Below are 22,736 nucleotides of genomic sequence, written 5' to 3' on the forward strand. Positions count from 1 at the left end.
TTCGCTAAATTGAGAGCGAGTAACTCTAACTTAAAAAGAACAATAGCTTTCACAGAAGCAGAAAGAGCTGACTTGAGTTAAGAAACACTTCTAGCGTTTTAGATTTTTATTCTTTATTCCGTTAGTGTTGCTTTTTTATTTCTTTTGTTTTTAAGTTGTTCTAGTTTGGGGTGTTGTGGGGTTTGTGTTTAGATTTTTAAAACCGATCTAAAAGAAAACTTTTTTCATCAAGTTTCTTTTTTAAAAAAACCTAAAAATTTCTTAAACACTTCTTTAGGATCGAATGCATCACACACCTTGCACCCATACATGCCAATTAAAATCACAAGCCAGCTCACATACACCCAGCTCATCAAAAACCACAAAATAGAAACGCTCCCATAAAGCTCATGGTAAGTGCGGTTATACAACACATAATAAGTGAAAGCCCATTTTAACATATGCCAAGAAACGCTCGTAAAAAACACCCACAAAAACACCCAAAAATAATGTTTAAACACCTTATTCGTGGGAATGGTAAAAAGGATCAAAAAAAACGCGTAAGTGCCTATCCATCTTAAAACATGCAACAAATTTGAATCTTTATCTTCAAAAAACACTTGGATCTTAATGTCAAAAAACACCACCAAAGGCAGAGCGAATAAAAACACTAAAGTCGTGCCAAACCCCCAAAATAAAAAGATTTCTTTACCCTTAAAATGCGCATAATCTCTGGGCTTTGCATCAAAAATTTTTGATGCGATGGAGCGGTAGTTTTCACAAAAAAGCACCAACGCCACCACAATGGACACCTCTTCAAGCGTGCCTAAGGTCATGTCTGTTTTTTTAAAATTTTCTAAAAAATCCTTAATCGCACCAATGAGTTTAGGAGCGTTAGGGAAAATCAAGGCTTCCATTTCACCGCTGTGCGCTTGCAAGTAATGAGACACAAAAAGACTAAACACAAACAACAAAATAGGCGATAAAGACAAAATCGTATAAAAACTCAAGCTGGAAGCGTAGTAAAACAATTCGCTCAAGCCTAAAAAGGCGTTTTGAAAGTGCTTGGGGAAAATCATTATAAGAAGGCGAAAAAACCCTCTAACGCTTTTAAAAAGTTCTCTCATTAATGACAGCTTGTCGCCATTGTCAAGCCATAAGAGAGCAGTTTTTCTATATCTTTTTTAGGGGCTTTGCCTTTGGTGGTCAAATAGTCCCCTAGCACCACCGCATTGATGCCGTATTCAAAAAGCTTGGCTTCCTGTTTGTCGTTATCTTTAAACACCACTTCACGCCCCCCAGCCACCATAAGCCTAGCGTTAGGCAAAAACTCTTTAGCCAAAAGCACGCATTCTAGGGCTTCATCCGCGCTTAAAGTCTCTGCCTCAATGGGCAATACCGGGTTTTTAATGAAAAAATTAATCGGCGTGGTGTGCGGGGAGAGCGAAGCTAACGCCCTAAGCATTTCAATTCGATCTTCCCAGCTCTCATTAAGCCCAAAAATCCCCCCGCTGCACAAGCCTAACCCCGCCCTTAAAGCGTTTTCGCATGTGATAAACCTTTCTTCCCATGTGTGCGTGGAACAAATCTTAGGGAAGAAATTTTGCGAAGTCTCTAAATTATGGTTATAGCTGTGGATGCCCGCATCTCTTAAAAACTCTAATTGCTCCAAATCCGCGCGCCCGCAGCATGCGATTAGATGCAAGCCCAATTCTTCTTTGTTGATGGCTTTAGCTAATTTGGCGATGTATTCGCATTTTTCATCGTCTAATTCGCGCCCTGAAGTAACCAGACAAAACCCTAAAGCCCCTAATTTCCTTAACGCTCTAGCCTCTTGTAAAACCACTTTTTCATCTTTAAATTTATAGCGCTTGATCGCTCCTTGGTGGTGTGAGCTTTGCGTGCAATAAGCGCAATCTTCCTTACAATCCCCACTGCGCACATTGGAAATAGAACATAAAAAAATCTCTTGCATAAAAATTCCTTTGTTTTAAAAAAGTTGGTTTTTTTAGACTGATTATAGCAAAGAAAAAGAATCGCTTTTGATTTTAAGGGCTTTATCCCATTAAATATTAAAACTAAAACTTTGTTTGATTTTAATTCAAGCTCGCGCCTCTAAAATCAATCTCAAAACTTTACGCTATAATTTCTTCACTTTTTCATTAAGGGATTTCATGCAAGATTCATTCATTCAAAGTTACCCCCCCCCCCCCCCCAATCAGCCATAAAAAATCATGCGTTAAATAACGCGCCCAATAATGAAGAAAATAATAAAGAAATAGATCTACCCACCCACATCACCAGTAATTTAAAAAAAGAGCTTAGAGATTACCAAAATCAAGCGATACACAATTATTTAGAAAAACGCCAATTTAACCCAACTCAAAAGCATTTCATGTTTGAAATGGCGACCGGTAGCGGTAAGACTTTAGTGATGGCGGGTTTGATTTTAGAATGCTACAAGCAAGGCTATCAAAACTTTATCTTTTTTGTGAACAGCACCAGCATTTTAGAAAAAACGAAATTGAATTTTACAGACAGCGTTTCATCAAAATACCTTTTTAGCGAGAATATCAATATCAATGATGAAAATATAGAAATTAAAAGCATCAATAATTTAAACGAGAGCCACAACAACGCTATCAACATTTATTTTAGCACCATTCAAGGCTTGTTTTCATTATTCACTAGAGCTAAAGAAAACGCTATCACCATAGAGGATTTAAAAGATCAAAAATTAGTTTTTTTAGCGGATGAAGCGCACCATTTAAACACAGAGACTAAAAAGAAATTAAATGATAGTGAGGCTAGCGAAAAACGCAACTGGGAAAGCGTGGTGAAATTAGCCCTAGAACAAAATAAAGACAATTTATTGCTGGAATTTAGCGCCACTATCCCTAAAGAAAAAAGCGTTAAAGAAAAATATGAAAACTTAAAGGCGATCACTTACACCTTAAAACAATTTAGCGAAGATAAATTTTGCAAAAACATCTACTCCCTTTCCTATGAAAACAAAGAATTAGAAACGCACTTTTTAGGGGCATGCGTTTCCAGTTTGTATAAAGAACTATTAGCCCAACACCACAATATTGAAAACTTTAAACCCTGTATTTTGTTTAAAAGCGAAAGGATTGAAGAGAGTAAAAAAATCAAGAGCGCTTCAACGCCTTTTTAGAAAATTTAAGCCCTTTAGATTTAGAAAATTTTTTCAATTACAGCCGCAACGATTTTTTTAAAGCCGCTAAAAACTTTTTTGATGAGAAAAATTACACCGCTAACCTTGTGGCATTCTTGCAAACGAAATTCAAAAAAAGCACCCAGATTAACACCAACAACGAAAAAGAATTAGAAAAAGGCATGCTTTTATTGAACTCCCTAGAAGACAGAGACAACCCTAAAAGAGTGATTTTTAGCGTGGATAAGCTCAATGAAGGTTGGGATGTGTTGAATTTGTTTGACATTGTCAGGCTTAAAAATAAAGCGAATCAAAAAGACACCATTAAAGACGCCCAGCTCATAGGGCGAGGAGCGAGATACTACCCCTTTAGCTATAACGATTTCAAGCCAAGCCGCATAGAGTTTTACCAACGCAAATTTGATCTTTCTAACCCCTTAAGCGCATTAGAGAGGTTAGACTACCATGCCATTTATAACAGCGAATTTATCGCTAAATTAAAAGAAGAATTACGAGAGTTAGGATTAGGATTTGTAAATGAAAAACAGACTATCCCTTTAACGCCCACCAAGCGTTTCAAATGCTACTATGCAAGCAATACAAAAGACAAGAATAAAAACCTATTCAATAAAGACTATTCAGGCCCTGTTGAAGCCACACTCCAAAGTTTGCATGTCCCCTTATTTGGCTTTATTGTGCGTGAAAAGAAAGTGGATTTTAAAGAAGAAAATAAAGACGATAGAACTTATTTTATACCCCACACTTTAGACAAAATCCCCCTAAACTATTTTTTAAAAGCCCTTAATTTAAAAAACCTGGATTTCAAAACGCTTAAAAAAGCCTTTAAAAAACATGCCTTTAACAATAAAGTGGGATTTATAGAGCGGTATGTCTCTTCATTACAAACAAACTTCCATAAAAGCCAAAAGTTTGACGACAACAAAACGCTTTTAAAACTCGCTGTTTATATCATTGAAAACTTAAAAGACACGCTTTTAAAAGAGCAAGATAAACCTAGCGTGAGCGCGTTAGAATTAAAAGAATTTGAAACGCATAATAAAAGCCTTAGCGCTAGCGAGTTGGAAAAAGACATTCCCTTTTATGAATGGCTGCTTTTTAAAGACATGCGAAAACTAGACAGCGATTTAGAAAGGGAGTTTTTAGGTTTTATCAACGACCATAAAGAGATTTTAGACAAGAAATTCAAAGAATGGTGCGTTTTAAGGAACGATCATTTCGCTGAATTAAAAGTTTTTTGCAATATAGAAGGCCCCTTTTACGCGCAAGGTTTTGAGCCGGATTTTATCCTTTTTGCCCAAACGCATGAAGATGAATTTTTAGGCTTCACTTGCTATATGGAAGCTAAAGGCGAACATTTAGAGCCTTCTAACGCTTGGAAAGAAGAATTTTTAGAAATGCTAGAAAACGCCACGCTTAAAAGCCATAACAAAAAACTCCATTTAAAAGGCTTGCCTTTTTTCACGCTCCATAATAGCGTAGTCAATGGCGAATTTCAAACCGCTTTCCATCAAACTTTTAAGGACAAAGAATGTTAAAAACCTCACTAAAAACCCTACTAGATGCTTTAATCAATCATTTCACTAAAGAACGATTAGTTACTTTAATCCTAACAGCTGATGAAAAGCTTTTAACTTTCATGCTTGAGCATGAAAACGCTAACGACTACAAAAACGCTTTTTTTAAAACGATCGCCAACACGCTTGTGTTTGATGAAAAAGCGCTATTAGAATGTTTAGAAATAAAAGAATTAGAAAAATCTTTCACAAGATTTAAAAATAAAATAGGCTTATTTTCGCAAGGGCGTCCTATCAAATCCAGCGGACTAGTGGTCTTGAATTTCCCTTTTAAAGACAATGTTTTACTCGGTAACGCTAAAGATAACAGCACCAAATCTAACGAGCTTTTTTACCATGAAATACTGCATAAAAAAGAAATTGACACGCTTTTAAGCCCGAAAGTGTTGTGCCGTTTTGAAATGCATGGACAAGGCGATCTAAAAAACGCTTTAAAAGATAAAAACACAAACTACCTTATCAAAGGGAATAACTTGATCGCTCTTCATTCTTTAAAAAAGAAATTCGCTAAACAAGTGAAATGCATCTACATTGACCCCCCTTATAATACCGGTAATGACAGCTTTAACTACAACGATAATTTTAACCACAGCTCATGGCTAGTGTTTATGAAAAACAGGCTTGAAGCGGCTAGGGAATTTTTAAGCGATGATGGGAGTATTTATATTAATTTAGATTATAATGAAGTGCATTATTGTAAGGTGTTAATGGACGAAATTTTTAAACGAGAAAATTTCAGAAGTGAAATTATATGGAGAATGGGTTTTTTATCGGGCTACAAAACGGCCGCAAAAAAATATATAAGAAACCATGATACAATTTTATTTTATTCTAAAAGTGATAATTATCTTTTTAATAAGACTTATATAGAAAATAAAGATTTTTTACAGCTATTAACAAAAAATGAAGTGTAAAATGCTTTTAAAAAATTTTCTTTTCCACAAGAAAAAGTAGATGATTTTTTAACTTTTATAAATCATGAAAATAGAGGTGAAAAATATCCATTAGAAGATACATGGAATAGTAATAAGTGGGATAAATTAAATTCAATTGCTATTGATAGTTCAGTTTCAAGAGTTGATGAAACTATAGTAATTGATGATGAAAATTTTAAAGGTCAAAAACCAGAAAGTTTAATTCAAAGAATCTTAGAGGTTTCTACCAACGAAAACGACCTTGTGTTGGACTTTTTTGCCGGGAGCGGGACGACTTGCGCGGTGGCACACAAAATGAAACGCCGCTACATTGGCATCGAGCAAATGGACTATATAGAAACGATCACTAAAGAAAGGTTAAAAAAAGTCATAGAGGGCGAGCAAGGGGGCATTTCTAAAAAATGCGGTTTTAAAGGGGGCGGGAGTTTTGTCTATGCTGAATTGAAAGAAGTGAATTTAGAAATTAAAAAACAAATCACTAACGCTAAAAGCGCGAGCGAATGCCTAAAAATCTTTAACGATCTTAATCTAAATGAGCGCATTTTAAAACGCGCCGATTGCAAGATTGGTGAAATTGATAGCGAAGAGTTCCACAATTTAGATTTAAACGAGCAAAAAAGGATTTGTTGCGCTTTTTTAGACTCTAACGAAGACTATTTAAACTTGGGTGATATTGACGAAGACGCATGGGAGATAGATGAGATCACTAAAAAATACAATGAAATTTTTTATTCTTAAGTTTAATCGTTCAACGCACGCCACTTAACGCATCAAAACGCTACGCCTATTTAGTGGGCAAAAATAAACAATATAGAATAAACAATATAGTTTAAAAGCTAGAGGAATTTAAAACGCTTGGGCTAAAAAATTTTTAGCTTTGTTTGACATAAGGATAACTAATCCGCTAACAGTAAGCATTCGCTCGCTATAAACTCGCTATAAAATAAAAAAGATCATTAAAAATAAACTATTAAAAATATTATTGTAGTATTCAAGCCAACCAACAAGGAGTAAAACATGAAAACCTTTAAAAACTGGCTCTGTTTTAGCCTGATCGCTATGAGTTGGCTCCAAGCGGACATGCTGGATAATTTCACTAAGGCCATTAACAGCTACACCACTAAAAAGCTTAATGAAATCAAGGATCAAGTCAATAGCGCTAACCCCGCTAAAAATCACAATCCCACTCATAACGCTAATGGCATGCTCACTAACATTGATTGTAAAGTCTTAAAAAATAACTTCTATTCGGTGTGTTATTCTAGCGAGTTGAAAAACCCTATTTATGGCGTGAGCGTGTTGTTTGGGGATTTAGTGGATAAAAATAATATTGAGAAACGCTATGAGTTTAAAACGGACACACGATTAGCCGAATACCAACAAGCCACGACACAAGATTACACAAGAAGCGGTTTTGATAGGGGCATTTTGTGGCGAATGACGCTTCTTTTGACTTTGCCTCTAACCCTTTAAGAGAGACTTACAGAATGACTAATATCACCCCTGAAGACAAAAACACCAACAGGCATTCTGTTTTATTGGTAGAAAAAGAGGGCCGTAATTTGGCCAGAAAATACCATCAAGTTTTAGTAGAAGAGCTCACCATCATCAAACAGGGTTATAGGACTTTCAGCTCTAAGAATATCGCTATCCCTAGCGGCTTTTGGTACCACTATGATACAAGCCTAACGGATAGCTATGAAAACGCTAAAAGCGAATGCTTTTATATCCCTAATGACAACCAAAACTATCCCTTACAAGAAATGAGAAGAGATTGTAAAGAATACGAGCGAGTTGAAAAGCAGGTGGTTTTTAAGAACAATAAAAACGCTGAGTTGAATGAATTGCCTAAGTATCTTAACAACGCTAAGAAGTATTAAAACCGCTCTTAAATACCCATAAAACACCAGTATTTTGGATAAAAGGTTTGAGAAAACAAATTTCTAAACGGCTTAAAACTGGTTTTTTATTAGAAGCGATAAAAGTTTTATGGGCGTTGGAGGAATGAGATGAAATTATGATTACAATTATGGCAAACACAACAATAGATCCGGATTTAAGATAATCTCTTATAGTTGTTTGCTGATTTGCTGGGTAAATCCATGCTATCTATCCATGCACCCCTAAAAACAACAATATACAAATTTTAAATTATTTTACATGAACTCCTGGAGTTTGTTCGCTTGCGCCATCCATTCTGCAAGGTTTTCATAATCGTTATTTTCTATCCAAGCCTTAGCTTGCGCGATTTCTTTTTCGCATTTTTCAATCGCTTCTAAGACATTGTCTCGGTTTTGTTTGAAAATATCTTTCCACATTAAAGGCGAGCTTTTAGACAAACGGCTCATATCCCTAAAACCCCCACCCGCTAAGGATAGAATCATCTCTGGGTCGTTTTGCTTTAAAACGCTATTGGCTAGAGCGTAGCTCAAAACATGGGGTAAATGGCTGATATAAGCCACATGGGTGTCATGCTCACTAGATTTCATTTTGATCAAGCGCGCTTTAATACCTAAAAAGATTTCTTTAGCGAGCTCTACTTGCTTGGTCCCTGAATCTTCTAAATCGCACAATATCACCAAAGCGTTTTCATACAGCCCCTTAACGCTCGCTTTAGGGCCATAAAACTCTGTCCCACACATGGGGTGCGCGGCGATGAAATTTTGACGAATGCTTTTAGGGATATTGTGAATGATTTGCGCTTTTGCCCCTCCTAAATCAATAATCGTTGCGCTTTTTTTAACGGGAGTCATTTTTTTCAAACATGCAATGATGCCCTCAACTGGAATGGCTAAAAAAATCACATCGCATTCTAAAATCTTTTCAAATCCCACGCACTCATCTACAAGCCCCAAAGTCAAAGCCAATTTAGCATGCAAAGCGTTATGATCATAGCCTATGATGCTTTTAAAACGCCCCCATTCTTGCAGGGCTAGCCCTAAACTCCCCCCCATAAGCCCTAAACCAACAATGCCTGCTTTCATGCCAACTTCTAAAGTAAGGTTTTTTCTAACACTTCAGCGATGTTTTTCACCGCAACGATGTTTAAATTCTCTCGCACTTCAGCAGGGATTTCATCTAAATCCCTTTCATAGTTTTTGACAGGAATGAGAGCGGTTTTAATGCCGGCTTTAAAAGCGGCGATCAACTTTTCTTTCAACCCTCCTATGGGTAAAACTTCCCCGCTTAAAGTCAATTCGCCCGTCATTGCCACTTCGCTTCTTGTAGCTCGGTCGCACAAAATGCTCGCCATCACGCTCGCCATAGCGATTCCAGCGCTTGGGCCGTCTTTAGGCGTAGCCCCTTCAGGGACATGCAAATGCAAATCATAAGCGTTATAAACTTTCAGCACTTTTTTCTTTTTCTTATTCTCTGCATCGGCCTCGCTAGGGATTTTAGGCGCTTTTAAGGTTTCGTTATCCAATAAGACTTTGACAACAGAAAAGGCAATAATAGCGGATTCTTTCATCACATCGCCTAAACTCCCGGTGAGTTTCAATTCCCCCTTGCCCCTGATCTTAACCGCCTCAATTTTAAGCACATCACCGCCCACTGGAGTCCATGCCAAACCATTGACGATACCGATTTTATTTTCTTCATCTATGGGGTCAATTTCAAACACCATGCGCTCTAAATACTCTTTAAGATTGCTAGGCGTGATAGAGACGCAGAAATCTTTGTTCTCGCCTTTTTTATCTTCGCTTTTTTGATCTTCGCCTTTTTTGGTCCGCCCTTTTTTGTGTGGGTTATCTTCTAGGTATTTTAAAGCCGCTTTACGCATAATCGTTGCGATTTGTCTTCGTAAATCCCTAACGCCCGCTTCTCTGGTGTATTTTTCAATAATGAGTTTCAAACACTCATGGCTAATATCCACTTCGCTAGGCTTTAAGGCGTGCTTTTCTAATTCTTGGGGGATGAGGTAGTTTTTAGCGATCTCTTCTTTTTCGCTAGGCGTGTAGCTGGATACGCTGATAAATTCCATTCTATCCCTTAAAGGGGCCGGGATTCTGTCAATATTATTGGCGGTAGCGATAAAAATCACTTGCGACAAATCAATGCTGAAATTCGCGTAATGATCCCTAAAAGCGATATTTTGCTCAGGGTCTAAAATCTCTAATAAAGCGCTCGCTGGATCGCCCCTAACGCTCCTATCCACCTTATCAATTTCATCTAAAACCATGACAGGATTCATCTTTTTAGCTTCAATAAGCCCTTGGACAATACGCCCGGGCATTGAGCCTATGTAAGTGCGTCTGTGCCCTCTTAGTTCATTCACATCTTCTAAGCCCCCTAAAGCGATCCGAACTAAAGGGCGCTCTATCGCTTTAGCGATGGAATTAGCCAAACTCGTTTTACCCACGCCAGGAGGCCCATAAAAGCATAAAATCGTGCCTTTAGCTTTGTCTTTTTTTTCTGGTTTTTTCTTGTGGCGCATTTCTAAAAGCTGCATGGTGGCAAAGTATTCTACAATGCGCTCTTTAGGCCTTTTTAAGGAATAATGATCGTTATCTAGTTGCTCTTTGACATGTTTAATGTCAAGCGCTTTTTTTTCATATTGCCCAAAAGGCACATCTAACATGGTTTCAATGTAATTTTGTAAAGTCGCGCTATCAGAGCTGTCCGCATGGGTTCGGCTTAATCGGTCAATTTGCTTTTTGATTTCCTTAAACGATTCTTCTTTTAAGAAAGGCTTGATGCTTTCTAGTTTTTGGTAGTATTGGTTTAAATCTTCATCTCGCTGTTTGTCTGTGCCAAGCTCTTTTTGGATTTGTTTGAGCTGCTCTTTTAAGAAATATTCCTTATTGGTTTGCTCCATTTTTTGATGGACTTTGGATTTGATTTCTTTTTGGAGTTTTTGGGTTTTAGTTTCTTCTATCACGATATCAATCAAATCCAACAAGCGCTGTTCGGTGTTGTTGTTGGCAAAAAGAGAATACGCTTGATCTTTTTTTAAATGCAAGGCCGCTGCGATTAAATCAGCGATGCGGTTAGGATCGTCGTTGTCTTCTAAGGCTTTGATCAGATCCGGAGGGAAGAGCGAGCTGACATTGGCTAGAGTGATCACCTTTTCTTTTAACACTTCCACGATCGCTTGAATGTTTTCTTTATCGTATTCTAAATATTCAATAGGGCTTATTTGAGCTTCTAAAAAGCCTTGCTCGTTTTCTTTGGCAGGCTCTAAAATACGCCCCTTAGCGATGCCATTAAAGAGCAATTTCACGCGCCCATTAGGCATGTTGGCTTCACGCATAATAGATCCAATCACCCCTACATCATAATAAGGGGCTTCATTATCGTTCAATTTGTCTTTTTGGCATGCAATAAAGACTAATGATTTATTGCTTTTAGCGTAAGCCACCGCCTTAATGCTCGCGTTATTTTGTAAGAAAATAGGGGCTATCATAAAGGGGTATAAAAAAGTGTCTTCTTCTACCAATAAAGGCAGAATTTTAGGAAAATCTTCAGTCATTTTTCATCTCTCTGTTATAAATTTGTATGGTTTTGAAATATCCTACCAATCAAAAATTAACACATACCAAGGCATGTGCGATGGTTTGGGTTTAGTCTCTTTTTCTAAAGTCTCATCTATTCTTTCTAAATAGCGTTTCACGCCCTCAGGCTTGTGGCGTTTTTTATAGACATTCGCAATCGCGCGATTGAGCTCATTTTGCCCTAAAATGAATTTGATTTGCATATATTCTACATAGGGGCGGTAACGGCTGTTAGGGTATTTTTCTATAAATTCGCCTAAACTCACAATAGCGTTAGAAATAAATTCCTGGTCTTTAGAATGGTTTTTGAAAGCGTAATAATGCGATTGCAGTTTCAAAAAGGTCAAATAATCCACATTGTCCTTAGTCCCAAAGCGCTTGATGTATTCATCAAAGTAAAAAGACGCTAAAACATACTCTTTCTTTTTCATGTGCGCTTGCCCTAAAGCCAGCATCGCTTCTGGGACAAGGGGGGAATTGATGTGTTCGCTCTGTAAAGAAGAATAATAATTGTCCGCCGTTTCTAAATTAGCAAAAAGGATTTCTCTCAAAATCCCTTGATACCAAAAAATCGCCGGTTTGTTGTATTCGTCTTTTTTTTTCTTTTTGTTCGCACAACCGGTGCCTATCACAATAATCGCCATTGCGATAAAAAGGAAAGTTTTAAAATGTTTTAAACGCATGCCACCTGTCTTATAAAATTAAATTTTTGAATAACTCATGGTTATTTTTTCTTTCTTATTCCCACCGAATAATGTCAGCACCATTTCTCCAAATCAAGCCCAACCGCACCAAAAAGGCACCACCCATCGCTAAAATGAGATTTACTAGGATTATTTTTCTTGATTTGTGGTTTTATTTTGCTCATTCCTCACTCCTTGTTGTATTTTATAATTCTTCAGTTAAACTTCCATCATGGTTAAGTTATTGGGATTATACCCAAAACTAGCAAAAATTGATTTTACCAAAATTGTTTGATATAATACAGAGTTTAGTTTAGAAATCATTGAGCGCTGGTTTTAAGGCGGTCTTTTATTCTTTAAGGAGAAGATTTTGTGCTTTTTTAAAGGGAATGCAATCGCCTATGATTTTTGATGTGAAAGCGCCTATATTAGGGTTTGAAACCATTCATAAAATGCACTTGCAAAAGGTTGATGAGATCTTTTTGCGTTTGAATAGCATAGAAGACAATTCTGTCGTGTCTTTCACGCTGGTGAATCCCTTTGCTTTAAGAAAATACGAATTTGAAGTGCCTACCCCCTTAAAAATCCTTTTAGAATTAGAGGGAGCCAAGAGCGTTTTGGTCGCTAATATCATGGTGGTTCAAACCCCCATTGAGCTTTCCACCGTGAATTATTTAGCCCCTTTAATTTTCAATTTGGACAAGCAGCTCATGGGGCAAGTGGTTTTGGATTCTAACAAATACCCACACTACCATTTAAGAGAGAATATTCTAAGCCACACGCATGAATGATGCATGAGCGGTGCATGGGTGGTGTTTGAATAAAGCGTTTCTTTAAACTTATGGCACAATGCATCGGTGTTTTTGCAAATGCAAGCGAGCGGTTTTCTTATGGTATAATAGCGGTTATTTTTTAGAATAACCAACGCTAAAAATGGCGCTTTAGTTGAATCCAAAACAAGGAGTTTATTTTATGGAACAAAGCCATCAAAACTTACAATCTCAATTTTTTATAGAGCATATCTTACAGATTTTACCTCACCGCTATCCCATGCTTTTAGTGGATAGAATTATAGAGTTACAAGCCAATCAAAAAATTGTCGCTTATAAGAATATCACTTTTAATGAAGACGTGTTTAACGGGCATTTCCCTAATAAGCCCATTTTCCCAGGCGTTTTGATCGTAGAGGGCATGGCGCAAAGCGGAGGGTTTTTGGCTTTCACTAGCTTGTGGGGGTTTGACCCTGAAATAGCCAAAACAAAAATCGTGTATTTCATGACGATTGATAAGGTTAAATTCCGCATTCCTGTAACCCCAGGCGACAGATTAGAATACCATTTAGAAGTCTTAAAGCATAAGGGCATGATCTGGCAAGTGGGCGGCACGGCTCAAGTGGATGGCAAAGTGGTCGCTGAAGCCGAATTAAAAGCCATGATCGCAGAGAGAGAATAAAAATGAGTAAGATTGCAAAAACAGCCATCATCTCTCCTAAAGCAGAGATTAATAAGGGCGTAGAGATTGGGGAATTTTGCGTGATTGGAGATGGCGTCAAACTAGATGATGGCGTGAAACTCCACAACAATGTAACCTTACAAGGGCATACTTTCATCGGGAAAAACACCGAAATTTTCCCTTTTGCCGTGCTAGGCACACAGCCTCAAGATTTAAAATACAAGGGCGAATACAGCGAACTGATTGTTGGAGAAGACAACCTTATTCGTGAATTTTGCATGATAAATCCCGGCACTGAAGGGGGGATTAAAAAAACCCTTATTGGGGATAAAAACCTGCTCATGGCTTATGTGCATGTCGCCCATGATTGCGTGATTGGAAGCCATTGTATTTTGGCTAATGGCGTAACTTTAGCAGGGCATATTGAAATAGGCGATTATGTCAATATTGGCGGTCTTACCGCAATCCATCAGTTTGTGCACATCGCTAAAGGGTGCATGATAGCCGGTAAGAGCGCTTTAGGCAAAGACGTGCCGCCTTATTGCACCGTAGAGGGCAATCGCGCTTTTATTAGGGGGTTAAACCGCCACCGGATGCGCCAATTATTAGAGAGTAAGGATATTGATTTTATTTATGCGCTTTATAAGAGGTTGTTCCGCCCTATCCCCTCTTTAAGAGAGAGTGCTAAATCAGAATTAGAAGAGCATGCCAATAACCCTTTTGTAAAAGAGATTTGCTCTTTTATTTTAGAGAGTTCTAGGGGCGTGGCGTATAAGTCAAGCGAATATTCTAGCGAAGAAAAACAAGAGGAATAACATGAATGAAACGCTTTATTGCAGTTTTTGCAAAAAACCAGAATCCAGAGATCCCAAAAAACGCCGCATTATTTTTGCGAGCAATCTCAATAAAGACGTGTGCGTGTGCGAATATTGTATAGATGTGATGCATGGGGAATTGCACAAATACGACAGAACGGATTCTTTATTGGCGCTCAAAAGAGACCGATTAAGAAGAATGGAATCTAGCGCTTATGAAGAAGAGTTTTTGCTCTCTCATATTCCAGCCCCTAAAGAGCTTAAGGCGGTTTTAGACAATTATGTGATAGGGCAAGAGCAGGCCAAAAAGGTTTTTTCCGTAGCCGTGTATAACCATTACAAACGCTTATCTTTTAAAGAAAAACTCAAAAAACAAGACAACCAAGACAGCAATGTGGAGTTGGAACATTTAGAAGAAGTGGAATTGAGCAAGTCTAATATTTTACTAATCGGCCCTACAGGATCAGGCAAAACTTTAATGGTGCAAACTCTAGCCAAGCATTTGGATATTCCTATCGCCATTAGCGATGCGACTAGCCTAACTGAAGCGGGTTATGTGGGCGAAGATGTGGAAAATATCCTTACAAGATTGTTGCAAGCGAGCGATTGGAATGTTCAAAAAGCCCAAAAAGGCATTGTGTTTATTGATGAGATTGATAAAATCAGCCGTTTGTCAGAAAACCGCTCTATCACTAGAGACGTTTCTGGCGAGGGCGTTCAGCAAGCGTTGTTGAAAATCGTTGAAGGCTCTTTAGTGAATATCCCCCCCAAAGGTGGCAGAAAGCACCCTGAGGGCAATTTCATTCAAATTGACACGAGCGATATTTTATTCATTTGCGCTGGAGCGTTTGACGGGTTAGCTGAAATCATTAAAAAACGCACCACGCAAAACGTGTTGGGTTTCACTCAAGAAAAGATGAGCAAAAAAGAGCAAGAAGCGATCTTGCATTTAGTCCAAACCCATGATTTAGTAACTTATGGGCTTATCCCTGAGCTTATCGGTCGTTTGCCGGTTTTAAGCACGCTAGATAGCATCAGTTTAGAAGCGATGGTAGATATTTTACAAAAACCTAAAAACGCTCTCATCAAGCAATACCAACAGCTTTTCAAAATGGATGAAGTGGATTTGATTTTTGAAGAAGAAGCGATTAAAGAAATCGCTAAACTCGCTTTAGAGCGAAAAACCGGGGCTAGGGGCTTAAGGGCGATCATTGAAGATTTTTGTTTGGATATTATGTTTGATTTACCCAAGCTTAAGGGATCGGAAGTGCGTATCACTAAAGATTGTGTTTTAAAACAGGCTGAACCTTTGATCATCGCTAAAACGCATTCTAAAATTCTTCCTTAAGGAACACGCTTATAAATTTAACGATAAAGGATTAGAAAGGGCATGATTTTTAGCAAATTGATCGGTTTGTTTTCGCATGATATTGCCATAGATTTAGGCACGGCTAACACGATCGTGTTGGTCAAAGGGCAGGGCATTATTATCAATGAGCCTTCTATTGTGGCGGTGCGCATGGGGTTGTTTGATTCTAAAGCTTATGATATTTTGGCAGTGGGGAGTGAGGCTAAAGAAATGCTAGGCAAAACCCCTAACAGCATCAGAGCGATTCGCCCCATGAAAGATGGCGTGATTGCCGATTATGACATTACCGCTAAAATGATCCGCTACTTTATTGAAAAAGCGCACAAACGAAAAACATGGATCCGCCCGCGCATCATGGTGTGCGTGCCTTATGGACTGACAAGCGTGGAAAGGAATGCGGTTAAAGAGAGCGCTTTAAGCGCTGGGGCTAGAGAAGTCTTTTTGATTGAAGAGCCTATGGCAGCCGCGATTGGAGCGGGCTTGCCGGTCAAAGAGCCGCAAGGGAGTTTGATTGTGGATATTGGCGGTGGCACGACTGAAATTGGCGTGATCAGCCTTGGGGGGTTAGTCATTTCTAAAAGCATTAGAGTGGCTGGGGATAAATTGGATCAAAGCATCGTGGAATACATCCGCAAGAAATTCAATTTATTGATAGGGGAGCGCACCGGCGAAGAGATTAAGATTGAAATCGGTTGCGCGATCAAATTAGATCCGCCTCTCACAATGGAAGTGTCAGGGAGGGATCAAGTGAGCGGGCTGTTGCACACGATTGAATTGAGCTCTGATGATGTGTTTGAAGCCATTAAAGATCAAGTGAGGGAAATCTCTAGTGCTTTAAGGAGCGTGCTTGAAGAAGTGAAGCCGGATTTAGCGAAAGACATTGTGCAAAATGGCGTGGTGCTTACCGGCGGTGGGGCTTTGATTAAGGGATTAGACAAGTATTTAAGCGATATGGTTAAACTCCCTGTGTATGTGGGCGATGAGCCTTTATTGGCGGTAGCCAAAGGCACAGGGGAAGCCATACAAGATTTGGATTTACTCAGCCGTGTGGGTTTTAGTGAATAATGCATGCGTTTTTATTTTAAATTCCTTTGGCTTTTAGGGATTTTTCTTATTTTTTATTTTTTAGACATTAAAGGCAGTTCTTCTTATATTAGCGACCGGATTAAAAACGCCTTGATGGGCGCTAAAAACAGCTTATTAGACAACATTCAAGCGTATTTTTTTCAAGCCCAAAACATTAAGGAATTTCAAAAAGAACGCTTGATTTTAGAAGCTTTAAAACTAGAAAACGCCGATTTGAAAGAGCGTTTGAATAGTATTTATCCTTTAGAAAATCCAAAAATGACTTATACCCCTACTTTCATGACTTCATTCATCAGTTTAGAAGACACGCACAGCATCTCTCTCCACCCTATTGCGGATTTAGAAGAAAATAAGATTTATGGCCTTGTCTCTCACAATCAAGCCATAGGCATTGCGGTGCTAGAAAAAGGGCGCTTGAACGGGTTTTTGAACGCTCACAAGCGGTGCGCTTATAGCGTGATGGTAGGCAAAAATCAAGTGCTAGGCTTCATAGGATCTAATTTTAGGCAAGAATTAATCGTGGATTTCATTGTCCCAAGCGCTGAAATCAACATAGGCGATCAAGTGCTAACGAGCGGGCTAGATGGGATTTTTGGAGCGGGGGTGTTTGTGGGTGAAGTTTCAAGCATTGAAGATCATTACACTTATAAAAGCGCGGTGTTGAAAAACGCTTTTTTAAGCGAAGCCAAACTTTTAAGGCATGTGTTTTTGAGCGATGTGAAAAACTAGCGCTCTGTTCAAGGCTAATTCAAGCGCCTTTTTAACCCCTTTCAATAAAATCAGGCTAATTGTTTTAGAAAAAAATCTTTTAATTCCCCTTCTTTAATCCAATCATTTCTATAACGCTCCCCCACACCATCCTTATTTCCATAAAATTTTAAAACCACTTTGATTTTGAAATGGGGATCGTCTTTAGGGTTAAAAATTTTATCTTTAAAAAGTTTATACGCATCTGCCTTATGTTCGTAATCAGTGTGTTTGCTCCCTTTAGGATCAATGAAGCAAATGATCTGCGTGCCACCTTTTTGTAGCCAAAAGATAAAATCAGGGAAAAATTTCCTTTCTGTAGCGCCGTTGTCTATATAAGGGATAAACAAATTGTCTAAATGCTCATCAATCTTGCTGAACGCCCAAAAATCATAGTTTTCTTGCAGCGTTTCTGTAATCTTTAACAACTCTTCTAAAAAATCGCTCTCGCTCTTTACTTTAACCACATGCTTAAGCCAATCGCAGTTTTTGGCTTTAATTAAAGGGGTGTAGTAATGCTCTTTGAGTTTTAACAGCTCTGCATCCTCTAGCTTAAATGTTTTGTTCTGTTTGTGTTTTTCTGTATCATAAGGATCGATCTCGCCTTGTGCGATTTTCATTCTTAGAGTTTCTTTATCCAAAGGCGCATACTCTTTCACTTCTTGGATGGTTTGAATCAATTTTTCTTTTTTATCCGCCTTAACTTTAACCCTTTTAAAATGCACGATTTTCTCGTTATCTAGGGCGTTAAACTCGTCTTTAGGCACTTTTTGATTGGGGTATAGCTTGCCTTTAATTTCAGAAATCATGTAATCTAAATCTTTATAATGCCAAGTTGATACCTTTTTAAAATGCGCTGTTTGTATCAAATCTTTTAACAGCGCGTAATCTTTAGGGTCATAAATTTCATGCTTTAAAATAAAATGCTTTTCACTCATTAAATGAAAATACTCTTTTAAATCCTTAAAATTTTTTTCGCTCATTTTAAACGAAGCGCTTGGAGAAATTTTAAGAGCGTTGGTTTGTTCTTTTCGGTAGCAAGGCACAAACAAGGCATGCTCTATGGGCGTTTTTTCTAATTTGATTTCACGCCAAGAACCTCTATTCTCGCCCCCACTTTCGCTCTCTTTTTGGAACTTTAAAATCGCTTCAAGGCTTGCATGGTTGGTGGGTATCACAAAAAGCGTTTCCAGCATTGCAGCGTTTGGTTTCAAGTTTTTTTTAATAGCTTCATCTATCTCTAAATACGCTAACCTTTGGCGTTGGTTTTTGACGCTTTCAATCCTTACGCCCCTGCCAAAAGATTGTTTCACCAACTTTTTAGCGTCATCATCAAGCCCTATATTTAAAAATAAAATCACGCTAGGCCTTGTGCTATCCCAGCCGGTGTCAAAAGTGCGAGACCCCACTAAAATATTGATACTGCTCTTATCAATCTGGCTGAAATAGCTCTCTTCTTTAAAGCTCAAATTCTTACTCACCACTTTCACGCTCTTTAATTTTTCATGGATCCATTCTGTAATATCGCCTATTCTAATCAAGCAAAAGACTTTATCGCTTGTGTTGAGCTTGAAAGCGATTTCTTGGTTGTTTTTAGGGTTAATAATGACTTCAATATGCCCGTTACCGGCATAAAAAACTTCTTCTTTTAAGCCTTTAAAATCCATATCGTTTAAACTTTCTTTAAAAACCTCAATTTTATAGTTTTGATCTTTGCCATCGCTAAAAAGGAATTCCGGTTTCTTTAATTCCTCTAATAAATCGTCTTTAGCCTTTAAAAAATCGCTTTCATCATCGTTTTCAATCACTCGCGCTAAAGTTTTAAAAAAGATTTCCGCATCGCTGTTTTCCACATTCACAGAATGCGTGAACACGAGCATTAAAGGGTCATGAAAATAGCCTTCTGTTTTATAGCGTTTTTGCATGCCTAAAAGCAATAACGCCTTTAAAAGAGCGATTTCTTTTTCCCTATCGTTTAAATCTTTCAATTCCTTAAAAGCGTTTAAGTTGTTTTTCTTCAACAAAACAGACTCTTTACCATAGCCAAGCTTCACCCACTCGCCCACGCTCAAATTATACACCGCAGTGATGAGATCGCTCTCTTCGGTGAAAGTGGCGCTAAAATTGAATAAAAACCCCTTTAAAGACAGCAGACTAAAAATCGCCTGCCTTTTGCTCTCAGTCTTGTTCCCCTTATGCGCTTCATCTAAAATCACATAATTTTCCCCATTATCCCAACAATCCTTATAATTTAAGAGGTTTTCCTTGCTTTCTTCATCATTCATTAAATCCGTGCGGTAATAAAAAAGAGCGATTTTTTGAAAAAAATCTTTTGAAGCGCGGTAAAAATCCTTATTCTTAACGCTTTTAAGGTTTTTGAAATCAATTTGTTTGGAATAGTCTTTATTGCGGTTGTATTTTTCAATTTCTTTTTCAAATTGCTTGATTAAATGCTCGTTCGCACTAAAAAACATGATATTTTTCTTAGGGATCAAACCCATTCCCATAGCCACGCTTAAAAGCTCTACCAGTTTGATGATGACAATCGTTTTACCGCTCCCTGTGGCCATGTAAAAGGCTAGGCGGTTGATAAAATTTTCAAAACGCACGCAACCATTTTCTACCTTAAAAGAGTTCTTCAACAAATCGTTGAGTTTCTTTTTAGCGAAATCGCAATTGGCGAATGAATAATGTTTTTGATAAAATGCGTAAAATTCTTTTTTATTTTCTTTGAAATCCCTAAAATAAGCAATAAGCATTCTAAAAGCGTTGATCAAAGCTTGCTGTTGGTAATCTAAAAGCTCCTTATTGCTATCAAAGCTTTTAAAGTCTAGCATTTCTAACGGATCGTTAATCTCGTTAATATTCAATTCCTCTTCAGCGAGTTTTTGAGCGACAAAAATTTCGTTATCGGTGGTTAAATCTTTTTTCTTTGCCATGATTTTCTCCTTACCAAATGAGCGCTTCTTTTAAGGCTTTTAAGATCTCTACTTCTTTATCATTCCCTTTAAATTTCACCACCTTTTCATTAAAAAACTCCACTCCAACGCCGTGTAAATTTTCCAAAGTCTCCTTAATATCCACGCCCATTTTTTCTAGCACTTCCACATTGAGCGTGTAAGAATGTTCTTTACGCTCCACGAAATCGCTGTATTGTTCATCATACGCTAAGGGTTTGTCGTTGTCTTCATATTTGATTTTCCTTAAAATCTCTTCATAGCTTTCCAATGCATAAACTTTGACTACCCCACCTCCATTAAATTCTTTAATTGCACCGCTTTTAAAACCGCCTATAACCTTTTTAAGGCGAGGCAAAATCACGCTCTCAAAATGCTCCCCCATTTCAACACCGATATACTTTCTCTTCAACTTGTGCGCCACCGTGCAAGTCGTCCCGCTCCCAGCGAAAAAGTCCAACACGAGATCGTTTTCTTTTGTGGAAATTTCTAAAATTCTTGAAATTAGGGCTTCGGGTTTGGGGGTGTCAAAAAGTTTTACATTATTAAAGAGAGCTAGCAATTGTTTTGTGGCGTCTTGATTATGTCCTACTTCTGTATATTTCCATATTGTTAAAGGTGTTGTGCCTTGCTTGACTTCACTTAAAAAGCGTTTCAAACTAGGAACATTGTCTCCATTTCTTCCAAAATAAATACGATTATCATCTACAAGTTTTTGAAAATTTTCTTTTGAAGTCATCCAACACCGCCCTTTTGGTGGCGTTACAACTTTTCCACTTGGTGTAGTGATAGGATAATCATAACTCGCCATATAAGTTTTTACCAAACAATCACTAGGTTTCCACGCACCCCTTTCATCGTTATCTAAATTTTTATAGCGTGCATTCATCTCGCTTGTGCGTGGTAATAAATTAGGCCGCCAAATTCCTTTATCTTTGGCATATAGTAAAATAAAATCGTGGTTATCAGAGAACCATTTCGCATCATTTTGTGGAGAATACTTTTTTTCCCAAATAATCGTGTTTACAAAGTTATCACCCCCCCCCATTAAACACTTCGTCCATTAAAGCTTTGCAATAAGCCTGTTCGTTGTCATCAATGCTCACAAACATCACGCCTTTATCATTCAATAAGGCATGCGCAAGCTCTAGGCGGTTTTCCATCATAGCGAGCCAACTGGAGCGCTTGAAATTATCCGCATAAACAAATTCATTGTTTTGCGTGTTGTAAGGCGGATCAATGTAAATGCAGTCTATTTTTTCTTTATAGCGGTTTTTAAGGGAGTTTAGGGCTTGGTAGTTTTCGCTTTTAATGAGCGTGCCGTTGATTTCATTTTCACTGAATAAGCTTTTAACCTCTTCTTCTAAATCTTTAAAATAAATAGTGTCTAGAGGCAAAAACTCGTTTTCTAAAAGATTGTCTGTGATTTTTAAATTCAAATCTTGCCATTCTTTAACTTGTTTGTGGTAGTTTGGGTGGTTTGTGATTTTATTCAAATCGTAGTTTTTGGCTTCTAATTGGTCTAGACTCACAATGAAATGCGAGTTTAACACAAAGCGGGGTTTGTTCCAAATCTTACAAAGTTCGTTTTCAAATTCGCTCACTAACACAATCACTTCTAAAGCCACTTCCTTAATGGTATTGATTTCATTAAGGCGTTTAACATCAAATGCAGTCATTTCTTTAAAAAGGTATTCAAACAGATACAAATCCAACTGCTCTTTTAAAAACCCTAGTGCGTTTTTATGGATAAAATAATCCATACTGCCTTGCTTTTTGAATTTCACAAACGCTTTTTTTAACACTTCTTCATCAAGTTTGACGCCTTGATTGAAACATTTTTTTATGATTTCATTCGTTTTTGTTTGAGTCCCCTTACTGCTAAGAGTAACGCTAAAGTTTAGGGTGTTAGTTTTTGTGTCTATATCTTTTAAATCAAAGACTAAATCCACTTTTTCATTATATTTTTTGCTCTCCAGTGAAGAAGTATCAAAGTTAAAAAGAATGTTTTCTAGTTCAAAGCAAAAATCCTTATAAATCGTTTCGCTTTTCACATAATAGAGATCTTTAGTTTTATAAAATAAGGCGGTATCTTTTTTAAGGGAGCATTTTTCATAATCGCTTTTGGTATAAAGGCTGTCATAAAGGGGCGTGTCGTTGAAATAAATCCCTCCATTAGCGCTGAAATAACGCTTGAAAAAGCTATAGAGTTTGTCAAACAATTCTTCTTTGAGATCGTTGTTGTTTTGGCATTTTGAATCAATGAGTTTTTTTAATTCTTGTTTTTTATGGTGGTAATACTGGCTTTTAGCTTTCATGAGGTTGATCATGCCGCTTTTGATTGCTTTAGGGCTAGGATTTAAAAGGCTTTCTTGCTGGTCTTCAATCTTAACGCCTATGAAAAGGTTTTCTAAAACTTCATAAAATTGCGCTTCGTTCGTTTTCATTATC

14 protein-coding genes and 4 pseudogenes are annotated in these 22,736 nt (G+C 37.7%); 10 read left to right on the plus strand and 8 right to left on the minus strand.

Annotation, left to right across the window (positions count from 1 at the left end; all coding sequences use genetic code 11):
- Positions 1-227 precede the first annotated feature (227 nt).
- On the minus strand, positions 228-1,106 hold the full coding sequence (locus DBU79_RS06660; RefSeq protein WP_154411931.1) for a YihY/virulence factor BrkB family protein: 879 nt from the start codon (positions 1,104-1,106) through the stop codon (positions 228-230).
- A complete protein-coding gene (locus DBU79_RS06665; protein WP_154411932.1) occupies positions 1,106-1,954 on the minus strand; it encodes a biotin synthase in 849 nt (282 codons plus the stop codon). The genes DBU79_RS06660 and DBU79_RS06665 overlap by 1 nt, the downstream gene beginning before the upstream one ends.
- Positions 1,955-2,069: 115 nt before the next feature.
- Here DBU79_RS06665 and DBU79_RS07965 point away from each other — a divergent pair, with 115 nt between their 5' ends.
- The 4 genes and pseudogenes from DBU79_RS07965 to DBU79_RS07810 all read left to right on the plus strand — a co-directional run bounded on the left by DBU79_RS07965 (position 2,070) and on the right by DBU79_RS07810 (position 7,564).
- Entirely contained in the window at positions 2,070-2,207 is a 138-nt protein-coding gene (locus tag DBU79_RS07965) for a type III restriction endonuclease subunit R (protein ID WP_229764035.1), read from the plus strand.
- A gap of 116 nt (positions 2,208-2,323) precedes the next feature.
- A pseudogene (locus tag DBU79_RS06670) lies at positions 2,324-4,710 on the plus strand (DEAD/DEAH box helicase family protein).
- Positions 4,704-6,422 (plus strand): annotated as a pseudogene (locus tag DBU79_RS06675) (DNA methyltransferase). Before DBU79_RS06670 ends, DBU79_RS06675 begins: the two co-directional pseudogenes overlap by 7 nt.
- Positions 6,423-6,701: 279 nt before the next feature.
- Positions 6,702-7,564: pseudogene (locus DBU79_RS07810) on the plus strand (DNA/RNA non-specific endonuclease).
- A 276-nt stretch (positions 7,565-7,840) separates the two neighbouring features.
- On the opposite strand, the gene DBU79_RS06695 reads toward DBU79_RS07810, so the two are convergent.
- Genes DBU79_RS06695 through DBU79_RS06705 form a run of 3 tightly spaced genes read right to left on the minus strand, consistent with a single transcriptional unit; the run spans position 7,841 to position 11,859 of the window.
- Positions 7,841-8,668: a prephenate dehydrogenase gene (locus tag DBU79_RS06695; RefSeq protein WP_154411935.1), complete on the minus strand. Its 828-nt coding sequence runs from the start codon at positions 8,666-8,668 to the stop codon at positions 7,841-7,843.
- A gap of 8 nt (positions 8,669-8,676) precedes the next feature.
- On the minus strand, positions 8,677-11,154 hold the full coding sequence (gene lon, locus DBU79_RS06700) for an endopeptidase La (protein WP_154411936.1): 2,478 nt from the start codon (positions 11,152-11,154) through the stop codon (positions 8,677-8,679).
- A 42-nt stretch (positions 11,155-11,196) separates the two neighbouring features.
- Positions 11,197-11,859: an outer membrane protein assembly factor BamD gene (locus DBU79_RS06705; RefSeq protein WP_001237299.1), complete on the minus strand. Its 663-nt coding sequence runs from the start codon at positions 11,857-11,859 to the stop codon at positions 11,197-11,199.
- A gap of 401 nt (positions 11,860-12,260) precedes the next feature.
- On the opposite strand from DBU79_RS06705, the gene fliW reads away from it, so the two are divergent.
- Positions 12,261-12,650, plus strand: coding sequence for a flagellar assembly protein FliW (gene fliW / locus DBU79_RS06710; RefSeq protein ID WP_121017142.1), 390 nt, complete (start codon positions 12,261-12,263; stop codon positions 12,648-12,650).
- Here fliW and DBU79_RS08065 read toward each other — a convergent pair.
- A complete protein-coding gene (locus DBU79_RS08065; RefSeq protein ID WP_120970884.1) occupies positions 12,608-12,784 on the minus strand; it encodes a flavoprotein oxidoreductase in 177 nt (58 codons plus the stop codon). The genes fliW and DBU79_RS08065 overlap by 43 nt on opposite strands.
- 47 nt (positions 12,785-12,831) lie before the next feature.
- On the opposite strand from DBU79_RS08065, the gene fabZ reads away from it, so the two are divergent.
- From fabZ to mreC, 5 genes are read left to right on the plus strand one after another with little or no spacing between them, the layout of a single operon-like run.
- Positions 12,832-13,311, plus strand: coding sequence for a 3-hydroxyacyl-ACP dehydratase FabZ (gene fabZ, locus DBU79_RS06715; protein ID WP_000438071.1), 480 nt, complete (start codon positions 12,832-12,834; stop codon positions 13,309-13,311).
- A gap of 2 nt (positions 13,312-13,313) precedes the next feature.
- Positions 13,314-14,126, plus strand: a complete 813-nt coding sequence (gene lpxA, locus DBU79_RS06720; RefSeq protein ID WP_154411937.1) for an acyl-ACP--UDP-N-acetylglucosamine O-acyltransferase — start codon at positions 13,314-13,316, stop codon at positions 14,124-14,126.
- Between the two features lies 1 nt (position 14,127).
- On the plus strand, positions 14,128-15,474 hold the full coding sequence (gene clpX, locus DBU79_RS06725; protein ID WP_154411938.1) for an ATP-dependent protease ATP-binding subunit ClpX: 1,347 nt from the start codon (positions 14,128-14,130) through the stop codon (positions 15,472-15,474).
- Between the two features lie 42 nt (positions 15,475-15,516).
- Positions 15,517-16,560, plus strand: a complete 1,044-nt coding sequence (locus tag DBU79_RS06730; protein WP_000577744.1) for a rod shape-determining protein — start codon at positions 15,517-15,519, stop codon at positions 16,558-16,560.
- Positions 16,561-16,563: 3 nt separating this feature from the next.
- On the plus strand, positions 16,564-17,310 hold the full coding sequence (mreC, locus tag DBU79_RS06735; protein ID WP_154411939.1) for a rod shape-determining protein MreC: 747 nt from the start codon (positions 16,564-16,566) through the stop codon (positions 17,308-17,310).
- Between the two features lie 50 nt (positions 17,311-17,360).
- Here mreC and DBU79_RS06740 read toward each other — a convergent pair whose 3' ends face one another.
- A complete protein-coding gene (locus tag DBU79_RS06740) occupies positions 17,361-20,267 on the minus strand; it encodes a DEAD/DEAH box helicase family protein (RefSeq protein ID WP_154411940.1) in 2,907 nt (968 codons plus the stop codon).
- Between the two features lie 10 nt (positions 20,268-20,277).
- Positions 20,278-22,732 (minus strand): annotated as a pseudogene (locus tag DBU79_RS08110) (site-specific DNA-methyltransferase).
- Between the last annotated feature and the right edge of the window lie 4 nt (positions 22,733-22,736).

Source organism: Helicobacter pylori (assembly GCF_009689985.1).
In the GTDB taxonomy this organism is placed as follows: Bacteria; Campylobacterota; Campylobacteria; order Campylobacterales; family Helicobacteraceae; genus Helicobacter; species Helicobacter pylori_CG.